Genomic DNA, 17,081 nt, shown 5'->3' on the forward strand with positions numbered 1-17,081 from the left:
GTAATGAGCCTTTTTATTTATATGTCCCAAGGTACTTTCAACTTTGATGCCCTCACGCCTGACTTTATGTGGTACGCGCTAGAGAGCATCGGCATTCGAGCAGAATCGGGCTTTCTAGCACTCAACAGCTACGAAAACCGCGTTTACCAATTCACAGACGAAGAGCGTCAGCGCTACGTGGTGAAGTTCTACCGCCCTGAACGTTGGAGCAACGAGCAGATTCAAGAAGAGCATGATTTCACACTTGAATTGATCGACAACGAAATTCCGGTCGCTCCACCCGTTCGCATTAATGGTCATACTTTGCATCATTACCAAGGCTACGGTTTTGCTTTATTTGAGAGCGTGGGTGGCCGTCAGTATGAAGTCGACAACTTAGAGCAGCTCGAAGGCGTGGGTCGTTTCCTTGGCCGCATCCACAAAGTCGGTAGCCGCCAATCCTTTCAACACAGACCAACCATAGGCTTGCAAGAATACCTCTATCAACCAAGAGAGATTCTGCAAAACGCCAACATGATTCCGATGCATTTGGAGAACAGCTTCTTCAATGATTTGGATATGCTGATTAAATCGATTGAAAGTCACTGGCAAGAAGGCTTCAGCACGATTCGTCTGCACGGCGATTGCCATCCGGGGAACATCTTATGGCGCGATGGCCCAATGTTTGTCGATTTGGATGACTCACGTAATGGCCCAGCGGTACAAGACTTATGGATGCTGCTCAATGGCGAGCGCCAAGACAAGCTAATGCAATTAGATATTGTTTTAGAAGGTTACCAAGAGTTTTGCGATTTTAACTCGGCAGAATTGAAACTAATCGAACCACTTCGCGGTCTACGAATGGTGCACTATATGGCATGGCTAGCAAAACGTTGGCACGACCCGGCATTTCCGCTCGCTTTTCCATGGTTTAATGAGCCAAAATACTGGGAAGGTCAGGTCCTTGCATTTAAAGAGCAGATTGCCAACTTAGAAGAAGCACCGCTATCTTTAATGCCTCAATGGTAAGTCAGGCCGAACAATTCAAAATGGAGATAATTAAATGAAAAAGCTGTTCGCACTGTTTTCTATGCTGATGCTAAGCCTGTCGGCACATGCAGCGCAATTCAAAGAAGGTGAACATTACAAAGTATTGGCTCTAGAGGCATCGAAAAAGCCTGTAGTGACTGAGTTCTTCTCTTTCTACTGCCCACACTGTCATTCTTTCGAGCCGATCATTCAGCAACTGAAGAAGCAGCTACCTGAAGATGTGAAACTGCAAAAGAACCACGTGTCATTCATGGGTGGCAACATGGGCCCTTCAATGAGCAAAGCATACGCGACCATGGTTGCGCTTAAAATTGAAGACAAGATGGTACCTGTGATGTTTAACCGCATTCACAACATGCGTAAAGCACCTCGTGACGATGCAGAGCTTCGTCAAATCTTCCTAGATGAAGGCGTAGATGCGAAGAAATTCGATGCTGCATTCAAAGGCTTCGCGGTTGATTCAATGGTTCGCCGTATGGACAAGCAATTTGAAAACAGCGGCCTAACTGGTGTTCCAGCGGTTATCGTTAACAACAAATACCTAGTTCAAGCACAGGGCATTAAGTCTACTGACGAGTACTTTGCGCTAGTGAATTACTTGCTGACACTGAAGTAATCCAGACCGTCATTAAAAAGGGGAGCACATTGCTCCCCTTTCTATTTATGAATCTCTTGCAGCACTTGGTCTTTCTCTTGCCACACATCACCTAACCATTGTTGGAACTGGCGTTTGTATGGCTTGTCATTGAAGTAATCACCCAACACTCGCTCATCAACTGGCAGAACCTTCACTCGCACCACAATTTTGGTCATACGCCCCATCAGCATATCTTTAAAGGGTTTATTGGTGTTTTCTGGGTACGCTAAGGTCACATCGATGATGTTCTCAAACTGCTCCCCCATGGCCGCTAACGTATAAGCAATGCCACCAGATTTAGGTTGCAACAAATGTTGATAACCCGCTCGGCTCTTACGTTGCTTATCTTGAGTAAAGCGTGTGCCCTCTACATAGTTCACCACTGTGGTTGGCGTATGTTTAAACTTGGCGCATGAACGGCGCGTGGTTTGCAGATCTTGCCCACGTTTGTCTGGATTACGAAGCAAATACTCTCGCGAATAGCGACGCATGAACGGCATATCTAACGCCCAGCATGCCATTCCGATAAAAGGCACATATAATAGCTGCTGCTTAAGGAAAAATTTTGGCATCGGAATGCGATCTTTAAACACGCAACACAGTACAACAATGTCAGTCCAACTAAGATGATTACTGATCAGTAAGTACCAGCCGTCTTTCTTTAGGTTTTCACCGCCTTGAACATCCCATTCAACGCGATTTGAGAGCGCAAGAATACCGGCGTTGACCGTTGCCCACACCCACATCATTTTGTTGGCAGCCTCGGTGCCTTTGGCTTTGAGCTTCGCAGTTGGAAGCAACAGCTTAAAAATGGCGATGATACAAATTGCGATGGAACAAACCGCAGAATTTATAATCACAAAAGAAGCGTTAAAAATGAGTAACAAATATGCCAACATGGTAACCAATCAGTAACTATAGCGCGTGAGTAATAAAACAGCGTGTAATTATACGAATCCGTTGCCACATTGAAACATTTGTAAGAATGGTCAGATTTGTTTCACTGTAAAACTGGACCAACGCTCAAGTGACATCTTTCATTCGACAAACAAGGAGAAAGCGAATGAATCCAAGGCTAACCTTACTGCCTTTGGCCTTTATCGTCAGTTCAGCACAAGCTCAGCTTGCAGAAACAGCAGGTTTTAGCGGTGAGATTTCGTTGAACGCAGGCTTCGTCTCATCAGAATCCAACTTCAATACAGACAGCAACAGCACTATCACGTCATTGAATCAGCGTGCCGAAAGTGATGAATCTTTTATCGTTGCACCGCTAGGCAGCGCAGCGTATACCTTTGGTAATAAACTCAACCACCAAGTGTATGCCGGTACCACTCGTTCCGATATCGCGATCGGTACTCTCGCCTTCCAACTTGGTTACAAATACCAACTGGCTTCAGGCACTGTACTCGACTTTTCCTACTTACCAACCATCTTGGAGGGAGAAACTTGGCAAGATCCGTACTTAACGGGACAGTCGAGAAAAACCACCGATGAGGGCGGCAATGCGTTTCGTCTCCAAATCAATCGCTTCTTAGACGACAACTTTAATCTTGATTTGGCGTACGCAGATAAAGACGTAGAAAAAGATACCGTGACCGATTCATCTTTGCTGCGTGATGCAAAGATCTACCACATCAAAGGTGACTACCGCATTCCGCTCAGCCGCACGTCGATGCTGCAACCCGCATTTACTTATGTCTACCAAGATGCAGATGGCGAAGCGGAATCCTTCGACTCTTACCGATTCGAATTAAGTTGGTTCCAGTTTGTGAATCGCCATCGTTTTGCAGTTACGGCAGGCTACACGCTGAAAAACTACGAAGCAGACAGTGATACATTCGATAAGACGCGTGATGACGGTAAACTCAGCTTGTTCGCGGCCTACGAGTACAAGAACGTATTCGATTGGGAAAACTGGTCACTCATCTCTCTGGCAGGTTACGGGAACAACGATTCCAACATCACCTTCTACGATGAAAAAGAATACCTACTGTCTGTCGGTTTGAACTACGACTTCTAGACACGTTAATCGCAGTGAGCAAAGCCGCTCACTGCGATTTCTTTATTCCTTATACCGCTTGAGCCGTCAACTGCTTGAGCAACCTATCCATTGCTCGATAACCCAAAGCTTCTGCCAGATGCGTTCGCTCAATTTGCGGTGAGCCTTCCAGATCAGCGATAGTGCGTGCGACTTTGATGATGCGATGGTAAGCACGAATCGATAATCCAAGGCGATGCAGCGCATTTTCTAAAAACTCAGCGTCGCTTTTTTGCAGCGGGCAAAAGGCTTCAATCTCTCGACTTCCCAATAACGCGTTCACTTTACCACTGCGTTTCACCATGCTTTCTCTGGCCTGATTGACTCTTTGCTTAACCACAGCGGTAGGCTCTCCTCGATCGCCCCCTTCAGCAAGTGTGCCTTTTGGCAATGCGGGAATCTCTAACGACATATCAAAGCGGTCAAGAAGCGGGCCTGATAACCGACCAAGGTAACGCAGGATGGCTTGCGGGTTTGTCCGAGCTTGATTGCCCTCGTAATACCCTGTCGGGCTTGGATTTAATGCGCCAACCAATTGGAATCGAGCTGGAAAGCGGGTTTTACCCTGCGCGCGAGAGATAATGATTTCACCAGACTCCAATGGCTCACGTAAAGAGTCGAGCACCTTACGGTCAAACTCAGGCATCTCATCTAGGAACAGTAACCCATTGTGTGCTAATGAAATCTCACCCGGCCTAGGCACAGAACCGCCCCCCACGAGCGCTGCCATTGAGCTAGAATGGTGCGGCGCGCGAAACGGTCGCGTCTTCCAGTTGTGCTCGTTGATTTCACTTTGGGTCAGTGATGCCACAGAAGCGGTTTCCATTGCCTCTTCAACATTCATCTCAGGTAACAAGTCACACAGGCGTGATGCCAGCATGGTTTTCCCCGTACCAGGTGGGCCAAGAAACAATAGATTGTGATTGCCTGCTGCAGCGATCTCTAAAGCGCGTTTACCTTGCTGTTGACCGATGATGTCTTGCAAATCTCGGCTGTGTTTTTTGATCTCTTTTTTCTTCGGGGTTTGATACAAATTCAATTGATGCTGACCACAAAGCTCAGCACAAACTTCCAATAGCGATTGAGCAGATTTGTGCTGCTCTTTACCCACTAATGCTGCTTGATCACCATTGGCATGAGGCACCACTAAACGGCGCTGTTTTTTGTTCGCAGCCAATGCAGCAGGCAGCACGCCTTTTACAGCTCTTAGTCCGCCAGAAAGGGCTAATTCACCAACAAATTCGTAGTTTTTGAGCTTATCTGTCGCGATTTGTTCTGAAGCTGCCAAAATCCCTAATGCAATTGGCAGATCGAAGCGTCCACCTTCTTTGGGCAGATCCGCAGGTGCCAAATTTACCGTAATTCGCTTGGCAGGGAATTGAAAGTTGGAATTGACGATCGCACTGCGGACGCGATCTTTCGATTCTTTTACTGTCGTTTCCGGTAGACCCACTAGCGTAAAGCCCGGCATCCCGTTACTGATGTGGACTTCCACACTTACCGACGGCGCTTGCACACCCACACTTGCTCGACTATGAATGATTGCCAGCCCCATAATTTCCTCAAATTCTTGTACGTTATATAACCAGATGTTTTCTATATGGATATGTTATATAGCCTGTCCAGATTGGTACTTAATGTGAAAAAAGAATGACTTTTTGCTTGTCATGCAGCAGATTTGTGTGTTACCACTAGTGACGCAAACATTTTCGTAGAACATTACACAATACTTATTAACGAAAACAGAACGACAGACAGATGAACTTATTCGCTCACATCAACTCACTGCTAGCCCTGATTATCGTGGTCATTATTGGCACCGCGCGGGGGATTGTGGGCGAAAGATAACCACAAATTACAAAAAACCCCCGCACTGAGAAGTCCGGGGGTTTTTTTACAACTACAAGTTGTCATCTGTCTAACCCTTAGACAGCTTAACGGGAAGAATGGGAGTGCACATGAAGTGCAAAACACATGGCGATAGCTACGAGCCACAACGTAGCAAAGGAGGTTTACGATGACCGGTGCAGAACTAGTCGTAGCCGCTTTAAGACAGCAAGGCATCGAGACGGTGTTTGGGTATCCTGGTGGAGCCATCATGCCAATCTACGATGCGTTGTATGACGGAGGTGTAGAACACATCTTATGCCGTCATGAGCAAGGGGCTGCAATGGCCGCCATCGGGATGGCTCGAGCGACGCAAGACGTTGCCGTTTGTATGGCCACTTCAGGCCCAGGCGCCACCAACCTTGTTACTGGCCTTGCCGACGCCTTCCTCGATTCCGTTCCTCTAGTAGCCATCACAGGTCAGGTTGCTAGCTCTCATATCGGTACCGACGCGTTCCAAGAAATGGATGTGATCGGAATGTCTCTAGCCTGTACCAAACACAGTTATCTAGTGACTGAGATTGAAGACCTTGCCCCAACGCTAGCCGAAGCGTTCGAAGTAGCAAAAACAGGGCGTCCTGGTCCGGTGATTGTTGATATCGCCAAAGACGTTCAGCTTGCACAAGCACCAACCGAATTACTGCCTCCTTTTGTTCCACCAGCTGCACCTTTAGTCACTGATGCTGATATCCAGCGCGCTCAAGAAGTGCTTGCCGCTTCAACTCGTCCAGTTTTATACGTCGGTGGTGGCGTACAGATTGCCAAAGCGACAGACTCAGTACGCGAATTCCTACGTTTAAACCCAATGCCAGCAGTAAGCACGCTAAAAGGTTTGGGCACCATTGAACGTCACGACCCGCACTACTTAGGTATGTTGGGCATGCATGGCACCAAAGCCGCAAACCTTGTGGTTCAAGAATGTGACCTTTTGATTGTGGTTGGGGCACGTTTTGATGACCGCGTGACAGGTAAGCTCGACACGTTTGCGCCAAACGCGAAAGTCATTCATATCGACATCGATGCGGCTGAAATCCATAAGCTTCGCCACGCCAATGCACCTCTTCGTGGTGAGATCAGCAAGATTCTTCCTCAACTAGAGCTCACTCAAGATATCACTCCTTGGGTACATCACAGTGAAAGCCTGCGTAGCGGATTCAAATGGCGTTACGACCACCCGGGCGAGTTGATCTACGCTCCGCTGCTACTTAAACAGTTGTCAGACATGATGCCGGATAGCTCTATTGTCTCGACCGACGTAGGTCAGCATCAGATGTGGGCAGCACAGCACATCCAACCACGCGATCCACAAAACTTCATCACTTCTGCTGGCCTTGGCACTATGGGCTTTGGCCTACCAGCGGCGATGGGCGCTGCAGTCGCACGTCCTGATGATCAGTCTATCCTTATTACAGGTGACGGTTCATTTATGATGAACGTGCAGGAGTTGGGCACGCTGAAGCGTCGTCAGATTCCAGTAAAGATTGTCCTTCTTAACAACCAACGTCTTGGCATGGTTCGCCAATGGCAGTCGCTGTTCTTTGACGGCCGCCACAGCGAAACCATTCTTGATGACAACCCAGACTTCGTAATGCTGGCCAAAGCGTTCGATATCCCGGGTAAAACCATCACCAAGAAGGAAGAAGTCGAACCGGCTCTCAAAGAGATGCTAGAAAGTAAGACTTCTTACATGCTTCACGTTTTAATCGACGAAGAAGAGAACGTGTGGCCACTTGTACCACCTGGTGCATCAAACAGTGATATGTTGGAAAACACTTAGGAGACAATCGCATGGACAGATATTTACTCGACATCAAAGCCGACGATAAACCGGTATTGTTGGAGCGCGTTCTTCGTGTGATTCGTCACCGAGGCTTTGTGATCAAACAAGTCGCGGCTACCCAAAACCACGAAAGCAAAGTAGCCAGCGTAGAGATCATCGTCGACAGCGATCGACCTATCTCGTTTTTGGTCAATCAAATTGAGAAGTTGTGGGACATTCGTACCGTTGAGGTACTTAAGATCCGCAACGATGAACTCCCAAATCACAACTTACAACAACACGTGAGTGCATAAGGAAGGCAATAAATGGCAACGAAAACTGCAGATTTCATTTGGTTTAATGGCGAGATGGTTCCGTGGGCAGAGGCGAACGTTCACGTTCTGACTCACGCAATGCACTACGGCACCTCTGTATTTGAAGGCGTACGCTGCTACAACACGCCAAAAGGACCAATTGTCTTCCGTCACCGTGAGCATGCACAACGTTTAAAAGATTCTGCCAAGATTTACCGCTTCCCGATTCCATACACAGTGGAAGAAATCATGGAAGCAACACGCGAAACACTGCGCCAGAACAAACTCGACAGTGCTTACATTCGTCCATTGGGTTTTGTCGGTAATGTTGGCTTGGGCGTGTGTCCTCCCGTTGGCACAGAGATGGACCTAATCATTGCCGCATTCCCTTGGGGCTCTTACCTAGGTGAAGAAGCGCTAGAAGCTGGCGTTGATGCCATGATCTCTAGTTGGAATCGCGCAGCACCTAACACCATCCCAACTGCGGCTAAAGCAGGTGGTAACTACCTATCTTCACTGCTCGTTGGTGGTGAAGCTCGTCGTCACGGCTATGACGAAGGTATCGCACTGAGCGTCGATGGTTACCTATCGGAAGGCGCCGGTGAAAACATTTTTGTTATCAAAGACGGCGTGATCACTACACCACCAGCAACGAGCGCGATTCTACCGGGCATTACTCGTGATTCGATCATGACTATTGCACGCGATAAAGGTTATGAAGTGCGTGAGGCCAATATTGCACGTGAAGCGCTTTACCTTGCCGATGAAGTCTTTATGACAGGTACCGCAGCTGAAGTTGTACCAGTAGCAACTATCGACAAAATTGATGTGGGCACAGGTAAACGCGGCCCAATCACTAAAGAACTACAAGCGGCCTACTTTGGCCTATTTAACGGTACCACGGAAGATAAGTGGGGCTGGTTAGACTATGTGTACCCAGAACAGAAGTAAGAAGGATTAGGAAATGCCAAAATATAGATCAGCAACCACAACACATGGTCGTAACATGGCGGGAGCACGAGCACTATGGCGTGCAACGGGTGTGAAAGAAGAAGACTTCGGTAAACCAATCATCGCCGTCGTAAACTCATTTACTCAATTTGTTCCGGGTCACGTACACCTAAAAGACATGGGTCAGCTTGTAGCACGTGAAATCGAAAAAGCCGGCGGCATCGCAAAAGAATTCAACACCATCGCGGTTGATGATGGTATCGCAATGGGTCACGGCGGCATGCTGTACTCACTGCCTTCACGCGAACTGATCGCAGACTCAGTAGAATATATGGTCAACGCGCACTGTGCCGATGCCATGGTTTGTATCTCTAACTGTGACAAAATCACTCCGGGAATGTTGATGGCATCTATGCGTCTTAACATCCCTGTTATCTTTGTTTCTGGTGGTCCAATGGAAGCGGGTAAAACCAAGCTTTCTGATCAGATAATCAAGCTAGACCTTGTTGATGCAATGATCCAAGGTGCGGATCCAAAAGTGTCTGACGAGCAAAGTGAGCAGATCGAACGCAGCGCATGCCCAACGTGTGGATCGTGTTCAGGCATGTTCACTGCAAACTCAATGAACTGTCTAACGGAAGCACTGGGTCTTTCTCAACCGGGTAACGGTTCTATGCTGGCAACACACGCTGACCGTGAACAACTGTTCCTCAATGCAGGTCGTCGTATCGTTGAACTGACTCGTCGTTACTACGAGCAAGATGACGAATCAGCACTACCTCGCAACATCGCTACGTTTGATGCGTTCGAAAACGCAATGGCGCTGGATATTGCAATGGGTGGCTCGACCAACACTATTTTGCACCTATTGGCTGCAGCGCAAGAAGGCGAAGTGGATTTCGATATGGAAGATATCGATCGCCTATCTCGCCAAGTACCACACCTATGCAAAGTGGCACCATCTACCCAGAAATATCACATGGAAGACGTACACCGCGCTGGTGGCGTAATGGCGATTCTTGGTGAGCTTGACCGCACAGGTCTACTACACAATGATGCGCGCACCGTACTTGGCCTTTCGATGAAAGAGCAGCTGGCAAAATACGACATCATCCAAACTGAAGACGAAGAAGTACTTAAGTTCTACCGCGCAGGCCCTGCGGGTATTCGCACCACTCAAGCGTTCTCACAAGATTGCCGCTGGGATCGCCTTGATGATGACCGAGCAGAAGGTTGTATTCGTACCAAAGAAAATGCCTTTAGCCAAGAAGGTGGCCTAGCCGTTCTATCAGGCAACATCGCGCTGGATGGTTGTATCGTTAAGACAGCTGGTGTTGATGAGAGCATTCATAAGTTCACTGGCCCAGCCGTAGTATTTGAAAGCCAAGAAGACGCCGTGGAAGGCATCTTGGGTGGCAAAGTAAAAGCAGGCGACGTGGTAATTATCCGCTACGAAGGTCCTAAAGGTGGCCCGGGCATGCAAGAAATGCTGTACCCAACCACTTACCTAAAATCGATGGGCCTTGGCAAAGAGTGTGCACTTCTGACTGACGGCCGTTTCTCTGGCGGTACATCTGGCCTGTCTATCGGCCACGCCTCTCCTGAAGCAGCAAACGGCGGTGCGATTGGCTTGGTGAAGCAAGGCGACATTATTGCGATTGATATTCCAAACCGTTCAATTTCACTTCAAGTGTCTGAACAAGAACTTGCAGAGCGCCGTGCGAAACAAGACGAGTTAGGCTGGAAACCGGTAGACCGCCAACGTGAAGTTTCATTTGCACTCAAAGCTTACGCAAGTATGGCGACCAGTGCTGACAAAGGTGCAGTACGAGACAAATCTAAGCTTGAGGGCTAGCTTTATGAGTCAACCCTTTCCCTTAAAACAGGAAAACCAATCTGGTGCAGATTATCTGCGCCAGATCTTGCGTGCTCCTGTGTATGAAGTCGCGACTGTCACACCTTTGCAAGAGATGCCTCGCCTTGCTGCTCGTATTGGCAACAATGTGCAAATCAAACGTGAAGACCGCCAACCCGTGCACTCGTTCAAATTGCGCGGTGCATACAACATGGTGGCAAGCCTGTCTGAAGAGCAAAAAGCCGCAGGTGTCATCGCAGCATCTGCAGGTAACCACGCTCAAGGCATGGCGCTTTCTGGTACTAAGCTAGGCATCAAGACCACTATCGTGATGCCAAAAACCACACCTGACATCAAAGTTGATGCGGTACGTGGCTTTGGTGGCAACGTGGTGCTGCACGGCAGTAACTTTGATGAGGCAAAAGCCGAGGCAGAGCGTCTATCCGAGTTAAACGGGTACACCTTTGTCCCTCCCTTCGATCATCCACTGGTGATTGCAGGTCAAGGCACCATCGGCATGGAAATGCTGCAACAAAATGGTCACCTTGACTACATCTTCGTCCCTGTCGGTGGTGGCGGTTTGGCTGCGGGTGTTGCGGTGCTTGTGAAGCAGCTCATGCCAGAAATCAAAGTGATTGCGGTTGAGCCAGAAGATTCGTCATGCCTCAAAGCCGCTTTGGATGCTGGTGAGCCAGTGGTACTAGACCAAGTCAGTATGTTTGCCGATGGCGTCGCTGTAAAACGCATTGGCGAAGAGACTTTCCGTCTATGTCAAAAGTACATTGATGGCCATATTGCGGTCTCTAGCGATGAAATCTGCGCAGCAGTAAAAGACATCTTTGAAGACACTCGCGCCATTGCTGAACCTTCAGGCGCACTTGCTCTGGCAGGTTTGAAGAAGTTTGCTGAGCAAAACAAACTGCAAGGTAAGAATCTAGGCACCGTGCTGTCTGGTGCAAACACTAACTTCCATGGTCTGCGTTATGTTTCTGAGCGTTGCGAGCTTGGTGAGAAACGTGAAGGTCTGCTTGCAGTTACTATTCCTGAGCGTCAAGGTGCATTCTTTGAGTTCTGTAACCTCATTGGCGGCCGTGCCGTAACGGAGTTTAACTATCGCTACAATGATGACGCCCTGGCGAATATCTTTGTCGGTGTTCGTTTGCAAGGCGGTCAGGAAGAGCTAGAAAACATCATTCACGACTTACGTGATGGTGGCTACCCTGTGGTTGACCTCTCTGATGATGAAATGGCGAAACTGCACGTGCGCTACATGATTGGTGGTAAGCCATCTAAGCCACTCAAAGAACGCCTCTACAGCTTTGAATTCCCAGAATATCCGGGAGCGCTGCTTAAGTTCTTGAGTACACTCGGTACTCATTGGAATATCAGCTTGTTCAACTACCGTAACCACGGCGCTGACTACGGACGCGTTTTATGTGGTTTCGAGTTAGATGAAAGCGACTTAGCTCAGTTTTCTGCGCATTTGCGCGAACTTGGCTATCAATGCAAAGACGAAACAGACAACCCGTCTTACAAGTTCTTCTTGTCGTAACCAGTATCATGCAATAAAAAATCCCTCGTTTGATGAGGGATTTTTTTATCAACTTTGAATCAACGCAATCTCTGCCGTTTCCGGCTCTGGCGCCTTGAACTCGCTGTATTGCTGATAGTTAACAACACGGTCTCGACCTTGGTCTTTCGCAAGGTACAACGCCTTATCCGCCATCTTCACCAGTCCCTCAATATCCGAAGCCGGTTCTGGATACGTTGCAACACCAATCGACACACTTAACTGCCCTAACGACAAACCTTTGTGCTCAAGATGCAACGCTCTAATCTGGTCAACAATGTTTTGTGCATAGTCGGTCGCGGAAGCCATATCGCAATGCGGCAGAATCACGGCTAACTCTTCTCCACCGAGACGACACGCCGTTTCATCTTCAGAGACGGTGCGTTTTAATAGAGCGCTAATCTCTTTGAGCACGTAATCACCGGCATCATGGCCAAAGTTGTCGTTAAATCGCTTGAAGTGGTCGAGATCGAGCATCAATAGAGACATATCTTCTGTACTGGTTGCCGAGTTGTTCACATGTTCAGTCAGCTTCTGCTCGAAGAAGCGACGATTGTACAAACCTGTCAACGGATCGCTCAGTGCTTGCGAGCGCAGTTTTTCTTGCAGGCTCAGGTTAGCCAATGCCAAACCAAGGTGCTCCGCCACACTGTAAGCAAGCTGCATGGTCATCTCGTCAACCTTGATATCACCTTGGCCAAAGTACAAATGCATAATGCCAATAGTGTTCCCATGCGCTGTCAGAGGAATGCACAACGTTTGGTTATTCTCAACCGATGCCATGTGCTCACACGTGAGGTTATGGAAAGATTCTATCGATAAGTGACTGCGACCTTTGCGCAATGACCAGCATTCATCCGGAGCGAAAGAACGACTGCCCGGCCAACTCTCTCCCCAATCAAGTTGAGTAACCAACTGGTTGCGCGAAGAACGCATCAGGGAAATACTGCCATTCACTTTACCGAGGATACGCGGCACGATGTCTTCCACCACCATTTGCGCTTCGACCAGGTTGTTACATGCTGCCAGCATATTCGCTAGGCGATGCATTAGCTCGATTTCTAGAGTGCGTTGACGAATACGCTCGTCCTGCTTTTTCTGCTCTTCAGAGACTTTATGGATAATTTGGCGATGACTGAAGATCGAGGTCGCAATAAGAAAACCAATACTCAAAACAACCATCACACCTAAGATTGCCATTAACTCCGAAGTCATGGTTTTAAGGTGATGCATCGGTACGGATAACACGACCACAAATTCCTGAGCATCAAATTCAATCTTGCGTGAAACGTAGAATAGGTCGACCGACAGCACTTCACTAAAGCGCACATCGTAGCCAGATCCGTTTTCCCAAGCCTGAATAAACTCCGGACGATCGCCGTGACTCTCCAAGCCAATCAGAGCACGATCAGAAAGTGCGGTATCACCTACCACCGTCCCTTGCTGATCTATCACTTGAATACGAGCGTCCGCATCCGCTTGCGTGAGATCGCCAATGTAGTCGTCGATATCCGACTCGCTAGCAAAGTGAGGGTTGTCTTCCTTGATTTCATAAATAACGTCAGTGAGCAATGACTCGGTAGTGCGCTGAACTGAATCATGCACAGAACGCTCAAGCGTCATATAAAAACCGTAAAGCCCCACCAACATAAACACAGACAATGCAATGATCGGTAAGATTTGCCATTTTCGATCCACTAGCTTTGACATAATCCTTCATCCTAAATTTACCGAACTTTGTTTTGATTGTTAATAAATTGACCATGTTGTCAACAGGTGTTTAAAGCAATTTCCATTTTTATGAATGTTGTAGCCAATCTCGATGCAGTTGACTTGACGAACCAAGATAATCCACCATCCATTGAATCAACTTGTGATTATCGTCATTACGCCATACCAAGCAGCATTGGCTCAACGGCTTATCATCCTGCAGAACTTTTTCCACCAGCACGCCTTCATGGATAAGCGGCATCGCAATATGGCGTGGCATGTAACCCACTCCGACTCCGTTTTTTAAACACTCAATTGCGCTGTACCAGTTAGGCAGCAATAAACGTCTCTGTTTGGGGTAGTGCCCTGTGTGACGTTTTGGCAACACGTTAGAAGTATCATCGAGACAGATCGCCGGAAATTGACTGACAAACTCTTCTGTTAGGGTTTGTTGGCGAACACAAGGATGTGCAGGAGACATTACAAATGCCCAGTCCAACATCCCCATGTCTTTGACTTCAAAATCACCACCTACCGGGATGGCAGACGTGGCTCCAACAACAATATCAGCACGCCCTTGAGCAATGGCTTCCCAAGAGCCGTTAAACACTTCCATGTTGATTTGCAGCTCTGCAAATTCAAATTCTCGATAGAAATCCTCAACCAGAGGCTTGAGCTTATCGAGCTTAACCACGTTATCCAGTGTGAGCTTGAGTGTTGATTGCCAGCCATGTGCCGCGCGGCGAGTTTGCGCTTTCACTTCTGCCATTTGCCTGAGCAACAAGCGCGCCTCTTCGATAAACAACTCACCTGCAGGCGTCAATTCCACCTTTCTCGGTAATCGACGAAACAAAACCACATCTAACTCTTGCTCAACTTGGCGCACGCCATAGCTAATTGCAGAAGGCACTTTATGCAGCACCTCTGCTGCCGCAGTAAAACTACCCAAACGAGCAACGGTATCGAGCATTTCCAGTGAAGACTTGGAGAACATGATTTCGACCTTTCAAAAAATTTGATTGATAACCAACAATTTTAGCGTTTTATTTTCTCAAAATCGAAAAATAGAATGGCGAGGTAAATAAATCAGGGTTGGCGCCAACTGATACTGAACAAAAAATGATTAAATAATTTGATTGGTTGAATCATGAAAATATCAAAACTACAGCTTGTTTATCTAGCAGCCCTATCTATGCTCGGCTTTATCGCCACCGATATGTACTTACCTGCCTTCAAAGCGATGGAAATCGACTTTGCTACAGGTCCAGAACAAATCGCACTTTCTCTGACCGTCTTTCTTGTTGGTATGGCTTTTGGTCAGTTGATGTGGGGTCTGGCTTCAGACAAATTTGGTCATCGTAATACGCTAGCCGCAGGTTTAGCGCTGTTTACTGTTGCTTCATTCGGTCTCGCATTCAGTGAGCAAGTGTGGCAGCTCTTAGCACTGCGCTTTGTACAGGCTATCGGTGTATGTGCTCCAGCCGTTATTTGGCAAGCGATGGTAATCAAACGCCACTCTAGCCAGAGCCAACAAATCTTTGCCACTATCATGCCGCTTGTAGCACTGTCTCCAGCACTAGCCCCTCAGCTAGGTGTGTTGTTGGCAAACAACTTCGGTTGGCACAGCATTTTTGTTGCATTGACGCTGATGGGCGTACTGCTTGTCGTTGCGACAATGGCGCAAAAAGATGAAAAAGTAGAAGTAAAACAAACCAGCATCTCTTCAGACATCAAATCACTACTAGGTTCTAAAACTTACCTAGGTAACGTGTTTATGTTTGCAACAGCGTCTGCGGCTTTCTTTGCTTACCTAACCGGTATGCCAGAAATCATGTCTCAACTCGGCTATGAAGCAAAAGACATCGGTTTGAGCTTTATCCCACAAACTATTGCTTTCATGGTTGGTGGCTACTTAGGTAAGGTTGGCGTTCGTAAATATGGTGACGAAAAGATTCTGCGTCAGTTGATTGGCCTGTTTAGTGTTGCTGCACTGCTTATCTTCGCTGCGTCACAATGGCAACTGACCTCTATCTGGCCAATCCTAGCTCCATTCTGTTTGATTGCGGTGGCAAACGGTGCGCTTTACCCAATCGTCGTAAACCGCGCCTTAGCAAGTGCTCAACAGAGTCCTGCTACGGCTGCTGGTCTACAAAACAGCCTGCAAATTACCGTGAGCAGCCTATCAAGCGCACTCGTTGCAGCAATGGCGAGCCAAGCACAAATGGTGACAGGTGTTGCTATTGTGATTTGTATGGGTGGTCTGTGGATGGGTTACATTCTGTCTAACCGTGAATTGTCTCAGCACTTCACAACACCTGACAATGCTCGAGTGGTAAGTGAAGACGAGCTTTAAAAACCAGTAAGCTCAGTCTAAAAACAATAAACAAAGAGCCGCACTATGCGGCTCTTTGTTTTTCTAGGATAGCGATGAATAAGAGCTTACATACTCTTCAAACCCCATTTTTCAGCCGTTTGCTTAAAGAAACCTTGAGTCTTCTTAAGCTCAACCCAGTGGTTGATGTAGTTAATCCATACTTGGTCATCTTGCGGCAAGAGCATCGCAATTGGAGTTGGTTTACGCGGCTCTTTAACTGGAACAATCGCCAACTGTTTAAACTTCTCCACCAACGTGGCCGCTTCTACGTTTGATGTAACCGATACGTCGGCACGGCGAGCTAGCAATTCTTGGAAGTCACGCGCTGGCGCTTCAATCACAATATGCTGCGCTGATGGAAAGAAGTCTTTGACCAACTTCTCTTGAACCGTTCCTAACGTCGCTGCTACTTTCACATCTGGCTTATCGAAGTCTGCCCAATCAGAGAATTTCACTAGGTCTTTCTTTTGCACCACAGGCACAAACGCAAGATAGAAATACGGTTGGCTATAACCTGCTACTTTTGCCCGTGACATGTTCAATGATGCGCTACCAGTAATATCGTATTTGTTGGCCGTAATACCGTTAACCAGTGTTTTCCAATCGGTCGCAACGAATTCCACCTTAACGCCCAGATCTTTAGCAAGCTCAGTGGTGACATCGATATCAAAACCACGATAACTATTGGTCGCAGGATCTTTCATCGTCATCGGGTTCCAATCCCCTGTTGTCCCGACACGCAACACGCCTTTGTCCAAGATCTCTTGTAGACGACTTTCTGCATGAGCGACTTGAGTCATCGCAAGCAGACACATTCCCAACGCAAGCAACGTTTTTTTCATTTTCTATTCCCTTAAAAGAATGACGGTAGGAGATATTCCCTTTAATTATTAACCATTAGTACGGCTTCATTGATAACATAGCAGCAACAAAGGAAGTTTTTTAGTCAGTTCAGGG

Annotated in this window: 14 protein-coding genes; 9 read left to right on the forward strand and 5 right to left on the reverse strand. The window is 47.6% G+C overall.

What is annotated here, in order from left to right; genetic code table 11:
- Window positions 1-21: 21 nt before the first annotated feature.
- Entirely contained in the window at window positions 22-1,008 is a 987-nt protein-coding gene (locus ATB78_RS23665) for a serine/threonine protein kinase (protein WP_061010795.1), read from the forward strand.
- Window positions 1,009-1,042: 34 nt separating this feature from the next.
- The gene (locus ATB78_RS23670; RefSeq protein ID WP_061010797.1) at window positions 1,043-1,645 is read left to right on the forward strand and encodes a thiol:disulfide interchange protein DsbA/DsbL; all 603 of its coding nucleotides are present in this window, start codon (window positions 1,043-1,045) and stop codon (window positions 1,643-1,645) included.
- Window positions 1,646-1,686: 41 nt separating this feature from the next.
- Here the strand turns inward: ATB78_RS23670 and ATB78_RS23675 are convergent, their stop codons facing one another.
- Window positions 1,687-2,565: an acyltransferase gene (locus ATB78_RS23675; protein ID WP_005440777.1), complete on the reverse strand. Its 879-nt coding sequence runs from the start codon at window positions 2,563-2,565 to the stop codon at window positions 1,687-1,689.
- Window positions 2,566-2,729: 164 nt separating this feature from the next.
- Between ATB78_RS23675 and ATB78_RS23680 the strand changes: the two genes are divergently transcribed.
- On the forward strand, window positions 2,730-3,686 hold the full coding sequence (locus ATB78_RS23680) for a DUF2860 domain-containing protein (RefSeq protein ID WP_039987213.1): 957 nt from the start codon (window positions 2,730-2,732) through the stop codon (window positions 3,684-3,686).
- 49 nt (window positions 3,687-3,735) lie between these two features.
- Here the strand turns inward: ATB78_RS23680 and ATB78_RS23685 are convergent, their stop codons facing one another.
- Window positions 3,736-5,259: a YifB family Mg chelatase-like AAA ATPase gene (locus tag ATB78_RS23685; protein ID WP_061010799.1), complete on the reverse strand. Its 1,524-nt coding sequence runs from the start codon at window positions 5,257-5,259 to the stop codon at window positions 3,736-3,738.
- Between the two features lie 462 nt (window positions 5,260-5,721).
- On the opposite strand from ATB78_RS23685, the gene ilvG reads away from it, so the two are divergent.
- From ilvG to ilvA, 5 genes are read left to right on the forward strand one after another with little or no spacing between them, the layout of a single operon-like run.
- Entirely contained in the window at window positions 5,722-7,368 is a 1,647-nt protein-coding gene (ilvG, locus tag ATB78_RS23690) for an acetolactate synthase 2 catalytic subunit (RefSeq protein ID WP_005440785.1), read from the forward strand.
- 11 nt (window positions 7,369-7,379) lie between these two features.
- Complete coding sequence (gene ilvM / locus ATB78_RS23695; RefSeq protein ID WP_005440786.1) at window positions 7,380-7,664, forward strand: acetolactate synthase 2 small subunit; 285 nt, start codon at window positions 7,380-7,382, stop codon at window positions 7,662-7,664.
- Window positions 7,665-7,676: 12 nt separating this feature from the next.
- A complete protein-coding gene (gene ilvE / locus ATB78_RS23700; protein ID WP_061010801.1) occupies window positions 7,677-8,615 on the forward strand; it encodes a branched-chain-amino-acid transaminase in 939 nt (312 codons plus the stop codon).
- 13 nt (window positions 8,616-8,628) lie between these two features.
- Window positions 8,629-10,470 carry a dihydroxy-acid dehydratase gene (gene ilvD, locus ATB78_RS23705; protein WP_061010803.1) on the forward strand — a complete coding sequence of 614 codons (1,842 nt, stop codon included), beginning with the start codon at window positions 8,629-8,631 and terminating at the stop codon, window positions 10,468-10,470.
- 4 nt (window positions 10,471-10,474) lie between these two features.
- Window positions 10,475-12,022 (forward strand): threonine ammonia-lyase, biosynthetic, encoded by a 1,548-nt coding sequence (ilvA, locus tag ATB78_RS23710; RefSeq protein ID WP_005440790.1) that lies wholly within the window; start codon window positions 10,475-10,477, stop codon window positions 12,020-12,022.
- Window positions 12,023-12,070: 48 nt separating this feature from the next.
- On the opposite strand, the gene ATB78_RS23715 is transcribed toward ilvA, so the two are convergent.
- Window positions 12,071-13,750 carry a sensor domain-containing diguanylate cyclase gene (locus ATB78_RS23715; protein WP_061010805.1) on the reverse strand — a complete coding sequence of 560 codons (1,680 nt, stop codon included), beginning with the start codon at window positions 13,748-13,750 and terminating at the stop codon, window positions 12,071-12,073.
- A gap of 88 nt (window positions 13,751-13,838) precedes the next feature.
- Window positions 13,839-14,744 (reverse strand): DNA-binding transcriptional activator PunR, encoded by a 906-nt coding sequence (gene punR / locus ATB78_RS23720; RefSeq protein ID WP_061010807.1) that lies wholly within the window; start codon window positions 14,742-14,744, stop codon window positions 13,839-13,841.
- Between the two features lie 153 nt (window positions 14,745-14,897).
- Here punR and punC point away from each other — a divergent pair, with 153 nt between their 5' ends.
- Complete coding sequence (punC, locus tag ATB78_RS23725) at window positions 14,898-16,103, forward strand: purine nucleoside transporter PunC (protein ID WP_061010809.1); 1,206 nt, start codon at window positions 14,898-14,900, stop codon at window positions 16,101-16,103.
- A gap of 86 nt (window positions 16,104-16,189) precedes the next feature.
- Here the strand turns inward: punC and ATB78_RS23730 are convergent, their stop codons facing one another.
- Entirely contained in the window at window positions 16,190-16,966 is a 777-nt protein-coding gene (locus ATB78_RS23730; protein WP_061010811.1) for a transporter substrate-binding domain-containing protein, read from the reverse strand.
- Window positions 16,967-17,081 lie beyond the last annotated feature (115 nt).

Source organism: Vibrio sp. CUB2, assembly GCF_001557945.1.
In the GTDB taxonomy this organism is placed as follows: Bacteria; Pseudomonadota; Gammaproteobacteria; order Enterobacterales; family Vibrionaceae; genus Vibrio; species Vibrio owensii.

Bases quoted from the DNA above. Each gene is read 5' to 3' on its own strand.
- ATB78_RS23665 (WP_061010795.1), top strand. From the start codon at position 22: ATGTCCCAAGGTACTTTCAACTTTGATGCCCTCACGCCTGACTTTATG.
- ATB78_RS23670 (WP_061010797.1), top strand. From the start codon at position 1,043: ATGAAAAAGCTGTTCGCACTGTTTTCTATGCTGATGCTAAGCCTGTCG.
- ATB78_RS23675 (WP_005440777.1), bottom strand. From the start codon at position 2,565: ATGTTGGCATATTTGTTACTCATTTTTAACGCTTCTTTTGTGATTATA.
- ATB78_RS23680 (WP_039987213.1), top strand. From the start codon at position 2,730: ATGAATCCAAGGCTAACCTTACTGCCTTTGGCCTTTATCGTCAGTTCA.
- ATB78_RS23685 (WP_061010799.1), bottom strand. From the start codon at position 5,259: ATGGGGCTGGCAATCATTCATAGTCGAGCAAGTGTGGGTGTGCAAGCG.
- ilvG (WP_005440785.1), top strand. From the start codon at position 5,722: ATGACCGGTGCAGAACTAGTCGTAGCCGCTTTAAGACAGCAAGGCATC.
- ilvM (WP_005440786.1), top strand. From the start codon at position 7,380: ATGGACAGATATTTACTCGACATCAAAGCCGACGATAAACCGGTATTG.
- ilvE (WP_061010801.1), top strand. From the start codon at position 7,677: ATGGCAACGAAAACTGCAGATTTCATTTGGTTTAATGGCGAGATGGTT.
- ilvD (WP_061010803.1), top strand. From the start codon at position 8,629: ATGCCAAAATATAGATCAGCAACCACAACACATGGTCGTAACATGGCG.
- ilvA (WP_005440790.1), top strand. From the start codon at position 10,475: ATGAGTCAACCCTTTCCCTTAAAACAGGAAAACCAATCTGGTGCAGAT.
- ATB78_RS23715 (WP_061010805.1), bottom strand. From the start codon at position 13,750: ATGTCAAAGCTAGTGGATCGAAAATGGCAAATCTTACCGATCATTGCA.
- punR (WP_061010807.1), bottom strand. From the start codon at position 14,744: ATGTTCTCCAAGTCTTCACTGGAAATGCTCGATACCGTTGCTCGTTTG.
- punC (WP_061010809.1), top strand. From the start codon at position 14,898: ATGAAAATATCAAAACTACAGCTTGTTTATCTAGCAGCCCTATCTATG.
- ATB78_RS23730 (WP_061010811.1), bottom strand. From the start codon at position 16,966: ATGAAAAAAACGTTGCTTGCGTTGGGAATGTGTCTGCTTGCGATGACT.